The organism is Bifidobacterium rousetti, from assembly GCF_008698235.1.
In the GTDB taxonomy this organism is placed as follows: Bacteria; Actinomycetota; Actinomycetes; order Actinomycetales; family Bifidobacteriaceae; genus Bifidobacterium; species Bifidobacterium rousetti.
On sequence record NZ_PEBH01000005.1, the window covers coordinates 115,780 to 132,517 of the forward strand.

8 protein-coding genes, 2 tRNA genes and 1 pseudogene are annotated in these 16,738 nt (G+C 63.9%); 4 read left to right on the plus strand and 7 right to left on the minus strand.

Annotation, left to right across the window (positions count from 1 at the left end; translation table 11 throughout):
- Window positions 1-33 precede the first annotated feature (33 nt).
- Entirely contained in the window at window positions 34-1,038 is a 1,005-nt protein-coding gene (locus tag CSQ85_RS06890) for a carbohydrate ABC transporter permease (protein WP_190972937.1), read from the plus strand.
- Window positions 1,039-1,240: 202 nt separating this feature from the next.
- On the opposite strand, the gene CSQ85_RS06895 is transcribed toward CSQ85_RS06890, so the two are convergent.
- Window positions 1,241-2,635: an ATP-binding protein gene (locus CSQ85_RS06895; RefSeq protein ID WP_150383440.1), complete on the minus strand. Its 1,395-nt coding sequence runs from the start codon at window positions 2,633-2,635 to the stop codon at window positions 1,241-1,243.
- Window positions 2,636-2,805: 170 nt separating this feature from the next.
- Window positions 2,806-3,834, minus strand: a complete 1,029-nt coding sequence (locus CSQ85_RS06900; RefSeq protein WP_223846884.1) for a LacI family DNA-binding transcriptional regulator — start codon at window positions 3,832-3,834, stop codon at window positions 2,806-2,808.
- Between the two features lie 212 nt (window positions 3,835-4,046).
- On the opposite strand from CSQ85_RS06900, the gene CSQ85_RS06905 reads away from it, so the two are divergent.
- Entirely contained in the window at window positions 4,047-5,390 is a 1,344-nt protein-coding gene (locus tag CSQ85_RS06905) for an ABC transporter substrate-binding protein (RefSeq protein WP_150383441.1), read from the plus strand.
- Between the two features lie 198 nt (window positions 5,391-5,588).
- Here CSQ85_RS06905 and CSQ85_RS06910 read toward each other — a convergent pair whose 3' ends face one another.
- Window positions 5,589-6,650, minus strand: coding sequence for a LacI family DNA-binding transcriptional regulator (locus tag CSQ85_RS06910; RefSeq protein WP_150383442.1), 1,062 nt, complete (start codon window positions 6,648-6,650; stop codon window positions 5,589-5,591).
- 249 nt (window positions 6,651-6,899) lie between these two features.
- Window positions 6,900-7,157, minus strand: a pseudogene (locus CSQ85_RS13060) (glycoside-pentoside-hexuronide (GPH):cation symporter); the annotation flags it as partial.
- A 232-nt stretch (window positions 7,158-7,389) separates the two neighbouring features.
- Between CSQ85_RS13060 and CSQ85_RS06920 the strand changes: the two are divergent.
- Together CSQ85_RS06920 and CSQ85_RS06925 are read left to right on the plus strand one after the other, a co-directional pair.
- Complete coding sequence (locus CSQ85_RS06920) at window positions 7,390-10,572, plus strand: glycoside hydrolase family 2 TIM barrel-domain containing protein (protein ID WP_150383443.1); 3,183 nt, start codon at window positions 7,390-7,392, stop codon at window positions 10,570-10,572.
- A gap of 209 nt (window positions 10,573-10,781) precedes the next feature.
- A complete protein-coding gene (locus CSQ85_RS06925) occupies window positions 10,782-13,709 on the plus strand; it encodes an RICIN domain-containing protein (protein ID WP_150383444.1) in 2,928 nt (975 codons plus the stop codon).
- A 439-nt stretch (window positions 13,710-14,148) separates the two neighbouring features.
- Here the strand turns inward: CSQ85_RS06925 and gdhA are convergent, their stop codons facing one another.
- The 3 genes from gdhA to CSQ85_RS06940 form a co-directional block, all read right to left on the minus strand.
- Window positions 14,149-15,495, minus strand: a complete 1,347-nt coding sequence (gene gdhA, locus CSQ85_RS06930; protein ID WP_150383445.1) for an NADP-specific glutamate dehydrogenase — start codon at window positions 15,493-15,495, stop codon at window positions 14,149-14,151.
- Window positions 15,496-16,389: 894 nt separating this feature from the next.
- Window positions 16,390-16,462 (minus strand) — tRNA-Ala (locus CSQ85_RS06935).
- 80 nt (window positions 16,463-16,542) lie between these two features.
- A tRNA-Ile gene (locus CSQ85_RS06940) sits at window positions 16,543-16,616 on the minus strand.
- Window positions 16,617-16,738 lie beyond the last annotated feature (122 nt).

Below are 16,738 nucleotides of genomic sequence, written 5' to 3' on the forward strand. Positions count from 1 at the left end.
GATGTCCGATGTGTTGGTGAAGGAGCGTGCGTGATGAGCGTGGTTGAGACTGCCCCCGGTCGTATGAGCGCGGCCGATCTCAGGGCCCAGGAGAGGGCCGCCAGGAAGGCGGAGAAGGAGCGCCAGAAGCGCGTCGCGCGTGACGAGGCCGCCGAGAGGAAGAGGGCGCAGAGGAGCGGGTTCGCGAATGTGAACAATCCGCGCCGGAGCGTGTGGATGACGGTGGTGTGCGCGGTCTTCGCGGTGTACTGCCTGTTCCCGTTCGTGTACCTGCTGATCAACGCGACGAAGACCCAGGCGGACTTCACGTCGACGTTCGGTCTGGGGTTCGGCAGGACGTTCGCCCTGTGGGACAACATCGTGACGGTGTTCACGTACCAGGACGGGATCTTCGGCCGCTGGCTGGTGAACACGCTGCTGTATGTGGTGGTGGGCGCGGGCGGCGCCACGTTGTTGGCGATCATGGGCGGGTACGCGTTGGCGAAGTTCCGGTTCCCGGGCCGCAAGGCCGTGTTCGCCGTCATCATCGGCAGCATTTCGGTGCCGGGTATCGCGTTGGCGGTGCCGCAGTTCCTCCTGTTCGCCAAGCTGGGTTTGACGAACACGCCGTGGGCCATGATCATCCCGAGCCTGATCAGCCCGTTCGGTTTGTATCTGATGTGGATCTTCAGCGAGCAGGCGGTGCCGACGGAGCTGCTGGAGGCGGCGCGTGTTGATGGGGCGAGTGAGTTCCGTACGTTCTGGACGATCAGTCTGCCCTTGTTGGCGCCGGGTATCGTGACGACGGCGTTGTTCACGATCGTGGCGACGTGGAACAACTACTTCCTGCCGTTGATCATGTTGAAGGACGCGGACTGGTATCCGTTGACGATCGGTCTGAACCAGTGGAAGGACCAGGCGTCCACGGCCGGTGGCCAGGCGATCCAGAACCTGGTGATCACGGGCTCGCTGATCACGATCATCCCCCTGGTGATCGCGTTCCTCGCCCTGCAGAAGTACTGGCAGTCCGGCCTCGCCGCCGGCGCAGTCAAGGAGTAACCGGGGCTGACGCCTCGACTCCGTCATTGGGTATCGCGTCGGCCGGGCATGGGGGTTGTCCTCGTGCCCGGCCGACGTTTGTGTTGGTCCGGCGTCCCTCGTTTCGCTGTTCCGTTGCGTATGCATGGTTGCGTGTGCAGGTTGGCTAGATGGGACAAGGCGATGCGTCGGTACGGGGGGCCGTGCAGTGCGGGGCTGGTCATCACATGTCGTCGAAGGAGACGAGCGTGATGGCGGCGTCGTTGCTGGCTGCATTGCGTACCGGCTCGTCGAAGCCGGATTTGGCGAAAAGCATGTAACGGTTGTCGTTTGCGTGCAACAAGTCGGCGCGGTGCTGCAACGTCTCAAGCTCTCTCATACCGCTGGGGATGCTACGCCACTTGCATTCGCAGAACAGCATCTGTTTCGGATCTTCTCCTGAACCTACGATATCGATCTTCTCCTGACGACGAGTGCGGGGATCGGCTCCCCACCATCGACCGGTTTGCAACAGCAGGAACGGGAGGTCGTCGGTCCCGTTCCTCATCCACAGCCATTGCGTACAGATGTCCTCGAACACCTGGCCCATGAAATCGGTGATCGAACGCATGATACGGTCGGCCGCAAGATCGGATCGACCTGATTGAATCAGTGACATATTCGTCGGTACGAAGCGATACCAGAACCGGAAGAACGAGTCTTCGATCCTGTAGATGGTTTTGCGCGTCGAATCCTGCTGGAACGGTGTCTCCTTGCGCACGATGCCCAAATCGATCAGATTGCGCAAGTATGTGGAACAGTTGGACGTTTCCATATGGCAGGCCGTTGCTATGGTGTTCGAACGTGAGGAGCCCGAGGCGATCGCTTGGATGATGGCGTTGTATTCAGCCGGGTTGCGAAGCTCCTGTTTGAGCAGATTGTCCGGTTCCTCAAATAGATAGCAATCGGGATCGATGATGTTCCAACGTATGTTATCGCGAATGGTCATGGAGTCATCGATCTGATTCAGGTACTGCGGGATGCCGTCCGTCAGCCCATAGGCAATCGCCGCATCCTCCGCGCTGAACCGTGGCAGGAACCGTCGGACATCCGTGTATCCGAATGGTTCCACCTTGATCTGTGCAGTACGACGGCCATACAGCGGGCTTTCATAGCCGAGCACCTGACGTTCCATGAACGACATGGATGAACCGCACAGGATAAGCATGAGTCGGCTGTCGTCTTTATGGCGGTCGATTGCGTGCTGCAGCACCGAATTGGCCGACCGATCGGCTTTGGCGAGATATGGATACTCGTCGATGACGAATGCGATACGTTGCGTACGTGCAAGTTCGAAGACGGCATGCAAAGCCTCCTCGAAATTACGGAATATGGGTGCCGATTCCATCGCGGCATCACCCTTCTCGAACAGGGCGATACTGCGGCTGAGTGCTTCAAGATTCCGCGACTCGCTGGATTCGATGGCAGAGAAGAAAATGGTAGGTCTGTCGTTGAGGAATTCGTTGATCAGCGTGGTTTTGCCGACGCGTCTTCGGCCGTACACGACGACGCATTCAAAGGCGTTGGTGTTCCATCGACGTTGCAAGGTGGCGAGTTCGCGATGTCTGCCTATGAACATAGTCCCGGACTCTTCTCTGATTTATAGAATCGTAATTTACTAAATCACGATTCTATAAATCGGAGAAGGGAGATGCAACATGGACGTATGCACATCGGTTTGGGCGGGCTGGTTCAGCAGTGATGGGTGTTTCACGTGAAACACCCACCGCGTTCCACACGGTCGTTGTTTCACGCCGACTGGCGTTCGATGATCGAGGTGGGCAGGAGCTTGATATAGTGATCCTCCACCTGCTCCCCGCGCATCATCGCGAGCAGCAGTTCGGCCATCGTGCGTCCGTGCAGGATCGAGTCCTGCCGGATTGTGGTGAGCTTGGGGTTGGCGAGGATCGCCATCGGGGAATCGTCGAAACCGGTCACGGCGATGTCATCGGGCACGCGGTAGCCGAAGCGCGTGAGCTGGTTGATCACGCCGACCGCGATGTTGTCGTTCGCGCACACGAACCCGTTGATGTGGTCGAGCATCGGCTGGAACTCGACCGCGGCCATCTCGCCGCTGGTGATCTCCCAGTCGTCGGCATAGTAGACCTGACGCTCGTCGAACCGCTCCCCCATCGCCCGCTTGAAGCCTTCGAGGCGGTTCACCGCGGATGGCGAATAGCCCGGCCCGCACACATACACGAGATCCGCGCGGTCCTTGTCGAGGAGATACCGGGTGATGTTGAACTGTCCGTCGCGGTTCGTGAAGTCGACCGCCGGATACGGCAGGTCGCCTCGGTCCCCGGCCTCCGAACGCACCACCGGATGGCTGATGTTGAGGAACGCGTTGGCGAGTGAGTTGTCGTTGCTCAGCGAGAACAGCAGGTAGCCGTCGGCGAAGTCGCTGCGCACCAGCTTGGCGATGCGCTCGGTCGACTCGTCCGAGTTGGCGATGAGCGTGACCATCTGATAGCCGGCGTCGCCGAGCGTCTGGTTCGCGCCGGTCATCGCCTCGCTGACGCTGGCCTGCACGATCGTCTCGTTCGACTCGACCTGGATGATCAGCGCGACGGTGAGCGTACGCTGCTGCGCCAGCGACTGCGCCGCCCTGTTCGGCGTGTACTCGAGCTCCCTGATGGCCTCGGCGATGCGTCCCGAAGCGTCCTTGGAGACGTGGTCGTTGCCGTTCAGATACCGGGAGACGGTGCCGTAGGAGACGCCCGCCTGCTGCGCCACGTCACGTATCGTGACCTTTTTCCTTGTCGTCTTCATATACGTCATCGTATTCGTCCTTCTGTCTCGGCCGGTACACCCATTATCGGGGATTGCCTTCCGCGACGTTGTTCCGTGTCTTGTCGTCGTTTGCTCTCCGTTGCAGCGACACGCGTATTGTGACCGGTTACATACCAGTGTATACTCATCTCTGTAACCGGTCACACGGAGTGTTGCGGGGCCGGAACAACAAAGCCTCAAGGAAGAGAAAGGCAAGTAACATGAGCTTCTCGATGAAGAAGTCGGTGGCACTGATTGGCGCTGCAGCCATGCTGGTTTCCGTTGCCGCGTGCGGCGGTTCGTCGTCCTCCAACCAGGGCAGCGCGGGAGACGCGAACGGCGACGTCACGCTGAACCTGTGGGCGTGGGAGCCCACCCTCAAGCCGGTCATCGAAGCGTTCCAGAAGAAGTACCCGAACATCAAGATCGACTTCAACAACACCGGTAAGGCCGACACCACCGTCACCTCGCTGAACAACGCGATCCAGGCCGGCAGCGGCATCCCGGACGTCGTCCAGCTCGAGTACATGACCATCCCGCAGTTCGTCATCGGCGAGCAGAGCCAGCTGGCCAACATCAAGGACAAGACCTCCGGCTTCGACAGCTTCTACACCCCGGGCACCTGGAACTCCGTGAGCATCAACGACGGCGTGTACGCGCTGCCGATGGATTCCGGCCCGCAGGCCATGTTCTACAACAAGGCCACCTTCGACAAGGCCGGCGTCACCGAGGTTCCGAAGACCTGGGACGAGTACTACGAGGCCGCCAAGAAGATCCACGCCCTCGGCCCGAACTACTACATCACCGCCGACACCGGCGACATCAAGGTCATGACCGCGTTCCTGTGGCAGGCCGGCGCCAAGCCGTACGAGTCCAAGGGCGAGAACGTCACCATCAACTTCAAGTCCGACCCCGAGGTCAAGACCGTCGCCGAGTACTGGCAGAAGCTGATCGATGAGGACCTCATCAACACGAAGGTCGCCACCTGGGCCGACGAGTGGAACCGCGGCATCGGCGACGGCACCATCGCCTCCATCTTCGAGGGCGCCTGGATGCCGGCCAACCTGGTCTCCAACTCCGCCGCCGCGAAGGGCAACATGCGCGTCGCCCTGCAGCCGAACTGGGACGCCAGCAAGCCGTCCAACGGTGAGAACGGTGGCTCCGCGCTGGCCGTGACCGCCGCCTCCAAGAACCAGGACGCCGCCTACAAGTTCATCGAGTTCGCGAACCACAGCAAGGAAGGCATCAAGATCCGTACCGACGGCGGTGCGTTCCCGGCTGACAAGGACACCCTGAAGGACGCCGACTTCCTCAAGGGCTCCGACGAGGTGCGCGCCTACTTCGGCGATCAGGACTACAACCAGGTCCTCGCCGAGGCCGCCAACCAGGTCACCTCCTCCTTCCAGTTCCTGCCCTACGCCGGCCAGGCCAACACCATCTACGGCGATTACGTCGGCAAGGCCTACACCGACAAGTCCACCACGCTCGTGAAGGGCCTGTCCGCCTTCCAGGACGCGCTGGTCAAGTACGGCAACGATCAGGGCTTCACCGTCAAGGAAGGCTGATCCTGAGCCTCTGCTCTCCCCCAGTCAGCTGTGCTGACAGCCCCCTCGTCAGAGGGGGCCGGGAGGGCCGTGGATGATCCCGGGAAGGCCGATCACCCTCCCCGAGACCCCTCATAGATCCCTCATAGATCCCTCATACTTCGCACGAATCTCCTCTCATCCGGCCGGGGTTCCGCTTCTCGCGGGTCCCGGCTTTTCCTATTGCGCGGCCGGCGTGAAGCTGTCGCGGACGACGAGGCGGGTGGACAGGAAGGTGTGCTGCTTGATGTCGGTGTCGTAGCTCAGCGAATCGGACAGCGTGTGCAGGGCGGTGCGGGCCAGCGCCTGCTGGTCGATGTCGAACGTGGTGAGGGTCGGCGAGGTGTACCGAGAGATCGACTGGTTGTTGATGCTGATCAGCTCCACATCGCGCGGTACGACGATCCCCGCCTTGGTGAACGACTGCAGCACGCCCACGGCCAGCGAGTCGGTGGTCACGATGAAGCAGTCCGGCAGCCCGCCGCGCGCGCCTTCGGCCGCATTATCGGCCGTGCCATCGGCCGTGTCGCCGGCGAACGCCTCGACGACCCGCTCCCCTAGCTCGCGTCCGTTGTCGACACTCACCGGCCCGTCGACGAACATGAGCCCCTCGGTCGGCAAGCCGAGCCGTTCGCACCAGTTGCGGTAGGCCATCGTGCGGATGTCCTCCGGGTATTCGTGCCCGCCCATCATGCGCCCGGTGCCGCCGATCAGGCCGATGCGGCGCATGCCGCGCGCCATCGCGAGATCGAGCGCGTCAAGGATCGTCTGCGGCAGGTCCGGCTGGACCGAGTCGAACAGGTTCGGCGCGGGATTGACGTCGATGAAGACGCCGTGCGGCAGGGCGTCGTGCAGCCGCTTCAGCTCGGGGTACGGGTACAGCTGCGGGCCGATCGCGATGAACCCGTCGAACTGGTTCGCGTTGTCGATCAGATGGGTGATTCCGGAGTGGAACGACAACGTCACATGCAGCTGCTGCGCGGTGTCGAGCAGGGTCGAGCGCAGTTCGCGGTAGTACGCGTTGTTGAGCTCCTCGTCATCGGTGATGCCGTCGAGCACCGCGACGTCGCGCATCGCGACGAACTGGCGGTCCTGCGGTTCGTAGCCGAGGCGTTCGCTGACCTCGAGGATCTTGCGGCGCGTCTCCTCCTTGACCGAGAAGGTCGGGTCGCCGTTGAGCAGGCGTGAGACGGTCGCCGGTGAGAATCCCGCCTGTTTCGCGATTTCCTTGATCGTGACCATGTTGCTGTTCGCTGCTCCTTCGCAGGGCGGATCGTGCGTTTGATGCCGCCCTCAAGCTGATTGGTAATGCGTTTACTAACGTCCATCCTAGCGCATAAACGAACTCGCGCGTCCGGGGATCCTATAGGATCAGGCGCGCGAGTGAGTTCCCGGAGTCGGCTGGGAGCCGGGAGCGGGGTGGCCGGGGGCCGGGAGCGGGGGCCGGGCGGTTCAGAACAGCAACCCGGCCCTCGGACGGACCGACCGGTATCAGGCGGCGAGGTCGCCCTTGAGGTCCTTGCCGAGGAGCGTGGCCTTGGCGATCTCCTTGCCGTACTTGGCGGAGCCGTCGTCGGCGTGCATGTTGCGCTCGATGCGGGTGACGATGCGGGCGTGGGCCTTCTCGTCGATCTTCACGAAGAACGCGAACACCACGAAGCCGACGAAGCCGTTGGACAGGGCGCCGGCGATCTTGTCGAGCATCGGGCGCACGGACAGCGTGACGGCCTCGTTGCGCTTGCCGGTCTTCTCAGCCTTCTTGCGCAAGACGCTTTCCTTGTTAGTAAAAGCGTAACTAAATCGTTTATGGAATTGTTGTCGTTTTGGGACGTGGTGAATTGTCCTGTTGATTGACGTATGCGTAACTTGCGCCAGTGCCCTCCGGAGACTATATTTAGTAAATGGTTTACTCCAGAGTTGCGCCGATGGAGCAGTGACGCGAAACGACGCAACAACGGAACACAGAAAGGGCACACATACTATGACCAGTACTCAGCCGCTCGATCACGCAGCACCCGCAGTGCGCGCGGACCGCTTCGATCCGGCGTGGCTCGACGACCCGCGCACGTTCGAGGTCAACCGCCTCGCCGCGCACTCCAGCCACCGCTACTACGACCACGTCCCCGGCGCGGGCGAGTCGATGGACTTGAAGCAGAGCCTCGACGGCGCATGGGACGTCAAGGTCGTCGACCTCGCCGCATACGGCAAGGACGCGCTCGCCGCCGATCCGGCCGCAGCGTTCGCCGGCCCCGGCGACGGGACCGACGCCGCGGACGCCGGCTTCCAGCCGATCGACGTGCCCTCCACGCTCGAGACCCGCGGATTCCTGAGCCACAAGTACGTCAACCAGCAGTACCCGTGGTCCGGCCACGAGGCGCCGGTCGCGCCCGCCATCCCCGAGCACAACCACGTCGCGTTCTACCGCCGCGGATTCGCCGCCTCCCCGAAGGTCGCCGCCGCGCTCGCCGCCGGCCACACCGTCACCCTGACCTTCCACGGCGCGTCCACCGCGATCGCCGTGTGGCTCAACGGCGCGTTCATCGGCTACTCCGAGGATTCCTTCACCCCGAGCGAATTCGACGTGACGTCCGCCCTGCGCGAGGGCGCGAACAGGCTCGACGTCGCCGTTTTCGAGTACTCCTCCGCCAGCTGGCTCGAGGATCAGGACTTCTGGCGCATGCACGGCATCTTCCGCTCGGTCGAGCTCGTCGCGCATCCGGCCGTCCACGTCGGCAACCTCAAGGTCGACGCCGACTACGACCACACGACCGGCGCGGGCACGCTCGATGTCGCGGCGACGGTCGAGGGCGTGGACGCGGGCGTTGCGGGCAAGGCCGCGTCGCTCGAGGCCGCGCTGCTCGACGCCGACGGATCGGTCGTCTGGCAGGAGGTCAAGGACTCCGCCGGCGCGACGACGATGGAATGGCGCACGAAGCTCGCCAAGGTCGCCCCGTGGAGCGCCGAGGAGCCGAACCTGTACACGCTCGCCGTCACCGCGATCGACGACGACGGCCATGTGATCGAGGTCGCGACGCAGCGCATCGGCTTCCGTCACTTCGCCATCGAAGACGGCATCATGAAGATCAACGGCAAGCGCGTGATCTTCAAGGGCGTCAACCGCCACGAGTTCGACGCGCGCGAGGGCCGCGCGGTGTCCGAGGAGGTCATGGTCCAGGACATCCGCGAGTTCAAGCGACTCAACATCAACGCCGTGCGCACCAGCCACTACCCGAACCAGATCCGCTGGTACGAGCTGTGCGACGAGTACGGCATCTACGTGCTCGACGAGACCAACCTCGAGACCCATGGCAGCTGGACCGATCCGGGCGACGTGTTCCAGACCGCCCGCGCGATCCCCGGCAGCAAGGACGAGTGGCGCGCCGCGTGCGTCGACCGTGCGGAGAGCATGCTGCGTCGCGACTACAACCATGCGAGCGTCATGATCTGGTCGCTCGGCAACGAGTCCTTCGGCGGTGACGTGTTCTACACGATGCGTGACTTCTTCCACGCCAACGACCCGTTCCGTCCGGTGCACTACGAGGGCGTGTTCAACGATCCCGAGTTCGCCGCCGCCACCGACATCGAGAGCCGCATGTACGCCAAGCCCGCCGAGATCGTCGAGAAGTACCTCGGCGATGACGCCGTCAAGCCGTACATCTCCTGCGAATACTGCCACTCGATGGGCAACTCCTCCGGCGGTCTGCACCTGTACACCGAGCTCGAGAAGTACCCGAAGTACCAGGGCGGCTTCATCTGGGACTACGTCGATCAGGCCCTGTTCCAGCGCCTCGGCGACGGCACCGAGCGCCTCGCCTACGGCGGTGACTTCGACGATCGCCCGAACGACTACGAGTTCGCCGGCGACGGCATAGTCTTCGCCGACCGCACCCCCTCCCCCAAGGCGCAGGAAGTCAAGCAGCTGTACGCGAACGTGAAGCTCGTCCCCGACGAGTCCGGCGTCACGATCACGAACGACAACCTGTTCGTGTCGACCGGCGCGTATGTGTTCACCGCGCGCGTCCTCGTCGACGGCGTCGAGCGCTGGCACGCCGACTACCGCTTCGACGTGCCCGCCGGCGAGACGGTCCGCGAGCCGATCGCGTTCCCGCGCGTCACCGATCTGGTGCCGCTGTCCGGCCGCGCCGAAGTCACGTACGAGGTCGACCAGCGTCTCGCCGAGGCGACCGATTGGGCGCCGGCCGGCTACGAGCTCGCGTTCGGCCAGCACACGACCGCCGTGTCGTTCGATGGCGACGGTGAGGGCGATTCCGCTCAGGCCGCTGCTGGCGACTCCCGCGCGGTCATCGCCGAGGACGGCTTCAACTCCGGCATCCACACCGATGTCGCCGAAGTCCTCCTGTCCAAGACGGCAGGCGGCATGGTGTCGTTCCGCTACGGCGATCGCGAGATGGTCATCCGCCGCCCGAACCTGACGACGTTCCGCGCGCTCGTCGACAACGATCGCGGCAACGGCTCCGGCTTCGACCGCGCCCAGTGGTTCGCCGCCGGACGCTACGCCCGCGTCACCGGCACGTCGATCGAGAAGACCGCCGACGGCACCGGACTCGTCGCACGCTACGACTACGAGCTCGCCGACGCCAAGCGCACGCCGGTCACCGTGCGCTACGAGGTCGACGCGGCCTTGCATGTGCACCTGACCGTCGAATACGCGGGCGAGGAGGACGCGCCGACCCTGCCGGCGTTCGGCCTCGAATGGATGCTGCCGGCGCAGTACGATCACCTGAAGTTCTACGGACTCGGCCCCGAGGAGACGTACGCCGACCGCCTGCACGGCGCGAAGCTGGGCGTCTACTCGCGCACCGCGGCCGAGGACTGCGCGCCGTACCTGATGCCGCAGGAGACCGGCAACCACGAGGGCGTGCGCTGGGCCGAGGTCACCGACGTGGACGGCCACGGCATGCGCGTCGCTGCGGCTCTGGGAGCCTCGCCGTTCGCGGTGAGCCTTCTGCCGTACAGCTCGCTGATGCTCGAGGAGGCAACGCACCAGAACGAGCTGCCGCCGGTTCGTCACACGTTCCTGCGCCTGCTCGCCGCCCAGATGGGCGTCGGCGGCGACGATACGTGGGGCGCCCCGGTCCACCCCGAGTTCCAGCTGCCCGCCGACAAGCCGCTGACGCTCGACGTGACCCTGCAGCTCATCTGATCCGGGTTCCGGGGGCCGGGGTTTCCGGGGTGTCCGGTTATCCGGGGTGCTCGGTCATCCCGGTCGTCCCCCGGTAACCCCGCGGAGCGTACGCTGAGGAATCCTTGGCGTACGCTCTTCGTAGCTATCCGGCCTTGCGGGGCCTGTTCTGTCGTCGTATCGCACGACAATGGTGGGCGTTGAGAGGGTTGTTTTCGGAAGGGGAAACAATGGGGCGTCAATCACTGATTCAGGATCGTCTGCGTCACGGGGTTCGTGGCGCGGTCGCCGGGCTCGCCGTGGGATCGCTGCTGATGGCGGCCGCGTGCCTGCCGGTCACGGCGGAGGCATCGACCGTCAATCCGAATGTTCGCAGAGCCTCCGGCACCGCGCAGGTGCAGTCGGGCGAAGTCGGACGGTATTCGGCCAACGGAATCGACGGGTACGGTGCGGCCGGGACGTCGGAAGGTGCGAATGGCGTCGGAGTCGGTGGGGGCAACGGGACTTCCGGTGCCGGTCAGGGGAACGGTAATGTCGCGCAGTCGGCCGGGGATGCCGGGAATCAGGGTGATTCGGCGCAGCCCGGAGCCGGCGTCGGAGACGACCCGCAATCGGACGCGGATGGGTCGCCGGTTGAAGGGAACGGTACGGACGGGACTCAGGTCGGCGGACTGAACGGACAGGGTAATCAGCAGGGCCAGGACGGCACGGCCGGTGACGGTCAGGCAGGCCAGTCCGACCAGCCTGACCAGTCCGAAGCCGACCAGAACAACCAGACCGTCGACCCGACGCTGAGCGAGCTCGACCGGCTCGCCGCGGCCAACAGGAACGTGATCGCGGAAGGTGAGTACACGATCGTCTCCGCGCTCGGCTCGAACCTCGTGCTGGACGTGTCCGCCGGAAGCAACCGGAACGGCGCGAACGTGCAGATCTATCAGGACAACGCCTCCGCGGCCCAGCGCTGGATCGTCACCAAGGACGCCAAGGGCTACCTGACGATCACCAACGAGAAGTCGGGCAAGCCGCTCGACGTGTCCGGCGGCAACGCGCGGCCGGGCGCGAACGTGCAGCAGTATGCGGCGAACGGCACGGCCGCGCAGAAGTGGATCGCGGTGCCGAACAACGGAACCGTCACGCTGAGGTCCGGTCTGGACGGACAGACGGCCCTGACGCTGGACGTTTCGGGCGCGTCGGCGAGGAACGGCGCGAACGTGCAGATCTACGCGGCGAACGGCACGGCCGCGCAGAGCTGGCGGTTCGAGGCGCTGCCGAAGGTGAACGAGCCGATGAAGTCCTACTGGAACGCGCACCTGTGGCTCGGCCGTCCTACGGCCGCCGCGGTCGACACCGGCGACGGGGTCAAGCAGCAGTTCCAGCACGGGCTGCTGTATCACCGCGCGTCCACGAACGCGACGGTCGCCGTGCGCGCCGACGCAATCGGCGTCAAGTACGTCGCGCTGGGCGGCGAGAAGAGCGCGCTGGGATTCCCGGTCGCCGAGGCCGGGGCCGACTCGGCCAAGCGCGGCCAGGTGCAGCGCTTCGAGCACGGCGACATCGTGTGGTCGGCCAAGAACGGCGCGTTCGCGATGACCGATCAGGGTGTCATCGACTACTGGAACTCGCAGAAGGCGGGCGCCGGGTGGCTCGGGTATCCGAAGGGCGACACGGTCTCGCTTGGGAGCGGGGTTGCCGGGCAGGGCGCCGCAAGCCAGGCGTTCGACGGCGGTACGGTGATCAACGATCCGCGTCACACGGTCGTCCCCGCGATCTGGAATCACTGGGCCTCCGGGCCTTCTGCTGCCGGTAGCGCGGCCGGTCTGGGCGCCGGCAATACCGGCAATACCGGAACCGGGGCTGGAGTTGCCTCTGGGGCCTCTTCCGCCACCTCCTCCGCCACCGGCCGTGACGCGTTCGGCCAGCCGACTGACAGCATCATCGTCCAGTACCCGAACGGCATCTACTTCAAGCAGTTCCCGAACGGCATCATCTTCGCGACCTCCGCCACCGACACCGCGTCCGCGATGGACCTGACCGGCGACATGTACGACTACTGGAAGCGCCACAACCTCGGCGTCCCGTCCGGCGGCCGCGTGCAGGGCTCGCGACTCGGATACTGGCAGGACTTCGCCGGCGGTCGCGTCTACTGGTCCCCGAACGGCGGCGTCCACCTCGTGAAGGGCGATTTCCTGAAGAAGTACGCGGCGCTTGGCTACGACGCCGGCGCGCTCGGATACCCGACCTCCGACGAGCAGAAGCTCAACCGGGCCGGCGGCATCTCGCAGGTCTTCGAACACGGGCAGATCCACTGGTCGCCCAAGACTGGTGCGCACGCCACTCGCGGCGCGATTCTGGACTACTGGAAGTCGCAGAACTGGGAGAACGGCTGGCTCGGCTATCCGACCGGCGACCAGCTCGACGGACTGCGCGACGGCGGCAGCTCACAGACGTTCCAAGGCGGCACGGTGTTCTGGTCCGACGCCACGGGCGCGCACGGCGTCACCGGCGGCATCCTGAACAGCTACGCCGCGCGCCGCTACGAAGGCGGTGACCTCGGCTATCCGACGGACGAGGAGCACGACTGGGGTCAGGGCCGTGCGCAGGACTTCCAGCACGGCACGCTGTTCTGGAACGGCTGCGGCAAGCGCGGCTGGCAGAACCCCGCCGGTCTCTTCCAGGTGAGCTCCTGCAACGTGTGGGTGCCCGGCAGCGGTCGCTTCGCCTTCGCGACCCCGACGCGCATCGGCATGAGCGCCACCCGCCAGCAGTCGATCGACGCGATGATCAACCGCGCCTACGAATACCTCGGCACCCGTTATGTGTGGGATTACGCGCTGCGTCCCGGCGAGGGCGTCGACTGCGCCGGACTTGTGATGCAGGCGCTGTACGCCGGCGGCCTGCAGATCTCCGGCGACTACAATCCGTCGAACCACTGGTACGATCCGTGGCACAGCCACGACGCGAACAACATGTTCAACGACGGCCGGTTCATGCACGTCCCGCTCGACCAGCGCCAGCGCGGCGACCTCATCTCCTGGCCCGGCCACATCGCCATCTATCTGGGCAACGACCAGATCATCGATGCGAACGTGCCGGTCGTGAAGTTCAACAGCCTCTGGGCGTACGGCACCCCGCGCGGCGTCATCCGCCCGTTCGTCTGATCCTCGGGTCGGTCGGCTCTGTCCGGGGCGTCCGGTCGTCGATAGACGTATGGGCCCGTAACTCCGTTACGAGGGGTACTTTTGCTGCTTCCCGGACGTCTATCTCGCTTAGGAGGGGTACCTACTGCGGGTATCGAAGCTTGAAAATGGCTTAGCCTCGTTGCACGCAAGCCGTTTTTGATCCCTTATACCTACGATAGGTACCCCTCGTAAACGAGATAGAGGTCGGAGAACAAGGGAAAGTACCCCTTGTAACGCAGATAATGCACGATAGCCTGTGGAATATGAAAAATCCGGCGCATGGAACAGAGAGGATTCGTTCCACGCGCCGGACGACTGAATCATGACTCCCCTGATGAGGGGTGGTCAATGTGGGTGGATTCCCGATGCCGGGTATTCACCCACAGGGCCTATATGCTTCTATATGCTCACAGCACGCTCACAGCACGCCCTGGGCGACCATCGCGTTGGCGACCTTGACGAAGCCGGCGGCGTTGGCGCCGAGCATCAGATCACCCTCGTGGCCGTACTCCTTGGCGGCGGCCAACGATTCGGCGACGATCGACTCCATGATCGACTTGAGCTTGGCGTCGGTCTCCTCGAAGGTCCAGGAGAGGCGGTAGGAGTTCTGGCTCATCTCCAGACCGGAGACGGCCACGCCGCCCGCGTTCGCGGCCTTCGCCGGGCCGTACAGCACGCCGTTCTTCTGGTAGACGGCGATCGCCTCCGGGGTGGACGGCATGTTCGCGCCCTCGCACACCACGGTCACGCCGTTGTCGACGAGCTGCTGCGCGGACTCGCCGTCGATCTCGTTCTGCGTGGCGCACGGCAGGGCGATGTCGCCCTTGACGGTCCACACGCCCTTGCTGCCCTCGTGGTACTCGGAGCCCGGAACGCGCTCGGCGTACTCCTTGATGCGACCGCGCTCGACCTCCTTGATCTGCTTGACCACGTCGACGTTGATGCCGTTCGGATCGTAGATGTAGCCGTTGGAATCGGACACGGTGACGACCTTCGCACCCAGCTGCTCGGCCTTCTGCGCGGCGTAGGTGGCCACGTTGCCGGAACCGGAGATGATCACGGTCTTGCCTTCGAAGGAGTCGTTGCGCAGGACGCGCAGGGCCTCGGCCGTGTAGTAGCACAGGCCGTAGCCGGTGGCCTCGGTGCGGGCGAGCGAGCCGCCGAACTCAAGACCCTTGCCGGTCAGGACGCCCGAGTACTCGTCGCGGATGCGCTTGTACTGGCCGAACAGGTAGCCGATCTCACGGCCGCCGACGTTGATGTCGCCGGCAGGCACGTCGGTGAACTGGCCGATGTGGCGGGACAGCTCGGTCATGAAGGCCTGGCAGAAGCGCATGACCTCGGCGTCCGACTTGCCCTTCGGGTTGAAGTCGGAGCCGCCCTTGGCGCCGCCCATCGGCAGCGTGGTCAGGCTGTTCTTGAGGATCTGCTCGAAGCCGAGGAACTTGATGACGCTCTCGGTGACGGTCGGGTGGAAGCGCAGGCCGCCCTTGTACGGGCCGATCGCGGAGTTGAACTGGATGCGGTAGCCGCGGTTGACCTGCACCTTGCCTTCATCGTCGGTCCACGCGACGCGGAACTTGATCACGCGCTCGGGCTCGACGAGGCGCTCGAGCACGCCCGCCTTCTCGTATTCCGGGTGCTTCTCGACGACCGGCTGCAGGCTCTCGAAGACCTCCTGCACGGCCTGCAGGAACTCCGGCTGATCGCCGTCGCGCTTCTCGACCTGCGCGTAGACGCGCTTGACGTACTCGTCCGTGAGCATATGGACTCCCCCTTGGGTTGGGCTATCAATAGACAATTGTGATTGTATGCACGCGAATCTCAATCCGACAAGGGTCTGTCCACGAATGGGGGCGGTTGAGGGTGGTGTGGTGGCGGAGGGTGGTGCCCGGTCGGGATGTGTGCGGTGCGGGTGTGGGGTGGCAGTGCGGGTGTGGGGTGGCAGTGCGGCGCGGGAGTGTCGGGAACCCGATCTTCTCGTGCGTTCGACGGATGAGATGTTCGAAGAGGCGCTGTGACGTGACCTGTGATTCCGTTCTGTGGGGCCGGAGTGTATGTCACTTCGGGTGTCGTATCGGGTTCGTGTGTGTTTTTGTGGCCGGGCGTGACAGGGGATTCGGCCTGTGTTGGACGGCCTGCATATGGTCAGGCTGCTTCGTGAGATGTCCGCTGTTCCTTATGGTGACAATGTCTTACAAAAGAGTGGTTCGGAGAGAGATGTCTGCCGTCGACTGACGGGTACCTCTCGCTGAGATGTGCCTTTGGGAGAGGTATTCGTCACTGGCCTGCGCATGTCTCTCGCTGGGAACGGGTTTTCGGGAGGTCGGGGTGGTGTTGTGACGGCAATCTCTCTTCAAGGGGTGGGCCGGCGAGAGATTGCCGTCACAACTGGACTGTGGTCTCTCTTCAGAGAGCGCCAGAGTCTGATGTGGAGAGATCTGCCGAATGAGAGGCGTCCGGTATTGCGCGGCAGGACTCGGCGGTGTCGTGCAACATGCGTGCGATTAGGGGTGTGAATTCGGAAGGGGACGAAAGCATGCGGACGTCTTCAGAAGGGTGACGTTCGTTCGTGCTGTTTCTATCCGCAGACGAGATGAGGGCCGCGGAATCGGTTGATCCCGCGGCCCTCATCCTGTCCCTGAAGTGTCGCCACTAGTGGAGCATGCCGGGTTCGAACCGGCGACCCTCTGCTTGCAAAGCAGATGCGCTACCAGCTGCGCCAATGCCCCAGTGTCCCTAGTTCGAAAGGCGCCCTCTTCAGTTGCAGATAGAAAAAAATAGCGGCTCAAACGGCCGCTGTTTTTTCCTGTGGGCCCGGGAGGACTTGAACCTCCGACCTCATCCTTATCAGGGATGCGCTCTAACCACCTGAGCTACGGGCCCGTCCGTGCACTTCAAAGCACAAGCAGTTATAATACAGGTCATTCAAGCTTTGTCAAAGAATGGGTGCTCTGCGGCGTGTCGCCTTGTGGGAGTAGGGCTGCGAGCCGATTTCTTGGTGTACG